1 pseudogene is annotated in these 279 nt (G+C 63.4%); it reads right to left on the bottom strand.

The annotated features are described in order from the left end of the window. Positions 1-279, bottom strand: a pseudogene (locus RM423_RS26325) (hypothetical protein); the annotation flags it as partial.

Below are 279 nucleotides of genomic sequence, written 5' to 3'. Positions count from 1 at the left end.
CCAGCACGGTCTGGACACAACAGGCCACCCACGGCGACTGCCGGGTGCTGTGCGTCTGGCCGAGCCGCTGCCAGAGAATCCCCTGCCGCCCAAGGGCGAAAAAGTACCGAGCAACGTTGTTGTGAAAAGCCACGATGGCCGCGAACATGCTGGTCACGATCAGCAGCGACAGCAAGGTCTGCATGCCATTGCCGACCATGCGCTGGCCGATAGTGAAGAAGAAGCCTTCCGGGTCATCCTGCGCGGCCTTGACCGCCAGGCCGGGACCGAAGGCGTTGA

The sequence above is a fragment of the Jatrophihabitans lederbergiae genome, assembly GCF_031845305.1.
Taxonomy (GTDB): domain Bacteria; phylum Actinomycetota; class Actinomycetes; order Mycobacteriales; family Jatrophihabitantaceae; genus Jatrophihabitans_A; species Jatrophihabitans_A lederbergiae.
The sequence above is the reverse complement of the archived record's forward strand: the minus strand, read 5'-3'. Positions and strand labels throughout refer to the sequence as shown.